Source organism: Candidatus Angelobacter sp. (assembly GCA_035607015.1).
In the GTDB taxonomy this organism is placed as follows: Bacteria; Verrucomicrobiota; Verrucomicrobiia; order Limisphaerales; family AV2; genus AV2.
This window is the reverse complement of record DATNDF010000327.1, coordinates 1-2,667: the sequence shown is the minus strand read 5'-3', so window position 1 is coordinate 2,667 and position 2,667 is coordinate 1. Positions and strand designations below refer to the sequence as shown.

The following is a 2,667-nucleotide window of genomic DNA, read 5'->3' as shown; positions in this document are numbered from 1 at the left end:
CAGTTGTATTCGAGCGTCGCGATGCGCGAGCGGATGTGAAAGTTCTGGCCCTGCACGCTGTCGTGGACGTAACAGAACCGCATCGCGAAGACGCCGCCGTAAATGTAGAGATTATGCGTCGGCGCGGACAACGACGCGGCGGTGTTGCCGTTCCGATCGAACTCGCAGAATTCCACCGTTGCCGCGCTTTCCTGCGTGCCGCCGGTGATTCCGTTGTCGTTCAACCGGAAGACGCAGTCCTTGAAGTAAAGGTTGGTCGAGCCGTTGTAGTAGCGGACGCCGGCCGAGTTGTGGCCGGCGGTGCGGCAACCATTGAAAACAATCCCTGAAATTTGGTAGTTGCTCGCGCCGCTGAACTGCCAGCCGCCGCGGCCGCGGTCGCCCGCCGTGTAACTGCCGGGCGCGTTTTCCACCAGCGTGCCGCTCAGGTCCCACACCGGCTTGTTCGCCGGATCCTGCGCGCGAATGACGATGGGTTTGTCCGGCGACGCCGCGGCGCTGAAGTACAAACGAAAAGCATACGTGCCCGGCGCGATGACCACCTCGTCGCCCGCGCGCGCGGCCTCCATTTTGGCGTAGGAATCGGCGGGAGTGACGCTGATCACGGCCGCGTTGATCGTGTGAAGACCCGCCGTGAGAAGCGAACTCGCGAAAAGAATTCCGCCTGGCATCGAACGACAACTGGACGGGCGATGTTTCATATCGGCTTCCCGCTCGCGGCCGCGCTCAATGCTTAGCTGAAATCGCCGCGAATCGCAATCAACGAATCACTTTGCCTCGTCTGGAAACGCCCGATATGTTCCGCCCATGTCGAGCGACGCCCAACGGCTCAAAGCCACCCAAATGCTGATCGTCGCCACCGCATTTTGGGGACTGAGTTTTCCCGCCACCAAGGCGCTGGAGATGTCGCAGCGCGACCTGTTGCCTGCCGCCAACAGCTGGTTCATCGCATCGCTCTGCGTCATTTACCGCTTCGCGGCCGCCGCGCTCGTTCTGTCGCTGCTTTCGCCGCGTTCATTGACGCGCTTCGCGCGGCTGGAAATCGAACAAGGCCTGGGCCTGGGACTTTTCGGAGGTTGCGGCATCCTGTTGCAGGTGGATGGCATGGCCTACACCCCGGCGTCCACCTCCGCCTTTCTGACCCAGTGCTACTGCCTCATCATCCCGCTGTGGATTGCGCTGCGGGAGCGTCGCTGGCCGGCGAAAAGGATTCTTGCGAGTTGCACAATGGTGATTGTCGGTGTGGCGGTGCTGGCCCGGGTGGACTGGCGGCACGCGCGTTTCGGACGCGGCGAACTGGAAACGATCGCTGCATCGGTGATCTTTACCGGACAAATCCTGTGGCTCGAACGCCCCCGGTACGCCGCCAACAACGTGCGCCATTTCTCGATCGTGATGTTTACGGTCATGGCGCTGGTCTGTCTGCCCGTCGCGCTGCTCACGACCCGGCAGGCGGGCGATTGGCTGCTCGCCTACGATTCGCGCGCGGCGCTCGGGTTCCTCGGCATCCTCGTCTTCTTCTGTACCTTCGGCGGTTACCTGCTGATGAATCACTGGCAGCGCCATGTGACCGCCACTCAGGCCGGATTGATTTATTGCATTGAACCTGTCTTCGCGAGCGCCTTCGCCCTGTTTCTGCCGGCGTGGTTTTCACGATGGTCGTCCATCGAATACGCGAACGAAAAACTGACCGCCAGCCTGCTGATCGGTGGAGGACTCATCACCGCGGCCAACGTGCTGATCCAACTGCCGTCCAGAGCGCCCGCGACCGTGGCAGTCGAATCCGCCAAAGAGACTCCCGTTCGGCGGGAGGAACCGGTCGCCCGCCGGGTTGACGATGCGGCCGCGTCATGAACCGTTATTCATCGAGTCCGATGCCGGAACGCCCATCGCCGACAACGTTTGAAATCAGGCCGTCACCGGTTCATGGCGTTGGCGGTTTTGCGACCGCGCCGATTCGCGCGGGCACGCTGGTGGTTGAATACGTCGGCGAAAGAATTTCCAAAGCGGAATCGAACCGGCGCTGCGAGACGGGCAACACCTTCATCTTCGAACTTGATCATGAATGGGACCTCGACGGCGCGGTGGGGTGGAATCCGGCCCGGTTCCTCAATCACAGTTGCGCGCCGAACTGCGACGCCGAGCTGATTGACGGCTGTATCTGGATCGTCGCCCGGCGCGACATTGCTTCCGGCGAGGAACTCACCTTCAACTACGGCTACTGCCTGGAGGATTACCGCGAACATCCCTGCCGTTGCGGCGCGCCGGAATGCGTCGGTTACATCGTCGCGGAGGAATTTTTTGAGGCCTTGGGCAAACGCAAGGAACTTGAGAGAGTCCCTGCCTGAACCAAGTACCGAGTTCGAATATGCAGCGGGATTCTCGGTTATGAATAGTGCCTATGGCAATCACGACCAGCAATTCAATCAGCGTAAAGCCTCGCTTGCGGACTCGCTGGCTCTGAGTTGAAAGTTTCACACCACTGGCAAGCACTTACCAAGCGGCGGGTTTCTTGCTCGTCGCTCGCTCCCGCAGCCACAGTATGTCCGGATTGTGCGGAGAAGGCTCGCCCTCAGACCGCCACACGTGTTTCATTGGCACGACGGTTCGAGGATCTCGCCACTTCTTGACCTCTGCGTGACCGTCCGCGAATGAAAACACGCCCGA

The 2,667-nt window shown here is 61.0% G+C and carries 3 protein-coding genes; 2 read left to right on the top strand and 1 reads right to left on the bottom strand.

Translation table 11 applies throughout. The features are described from left to right. Window positions 1-701: hypothetical protein (locus VN887_13160; GenBank protein ID HXT40954.1), on the bottom strand; the 701-nt coding region annotated here is incomplete at its 3' end. A gap of 106 nt (window positions 702-807) precedes the next feature. On the opposite strand from VN887_13160, the gene VN887_13155 reads away from it, so the two are divergent. Together VN887_13155 and VN887_13150 are read left to right on the top strand one after the other, a co-directional pair. Further along, window positions 808-1,854: a DMT family transporter gene (locus VN887_13155; GenBank protein ID HXT40953.1), complete on the top strand. Its 1,047-nt coding sequence runs from the start codon at window positions 808-810 to the stop codon at window positions 1,852-1,854. Continuing rightward, the gene (locus VN887_13150) at window positions 1,851-2,348 is read left to right on the top strand and encodes an SET domain-containing protein-lysine N-methyltransferase (GenBank protein HXT40952.1); all 498 of its coding nucleotides are present in this window, start codon (window positions 1,851-1,853) and stop codon (window positions 2,346-2,348) included. Before VN887_13155 ends, VN887_13150 begins: the two co-directional genes overlap by 4 nt. Window positions 2,349-2,667: the final 319 nt, after the last annotated feature.

What these genes read in the sequence shown, in the direction of transcription:
- VN887_13150 (HXT40952.1), top strand. Translation starts at nt 1,851, where the DNA reads ATGAACCGTTATTCATCGAGTCCGATGCCGGAACGCCCATCGCCGACA.
- VN887_13155 (HXT40953.1), top strand. Translation starts at nt 808, where the DNA reads ATGTCGAGCGACGCCCAACGGCTCAAAGCCACCCAAATGCTGATCGTC.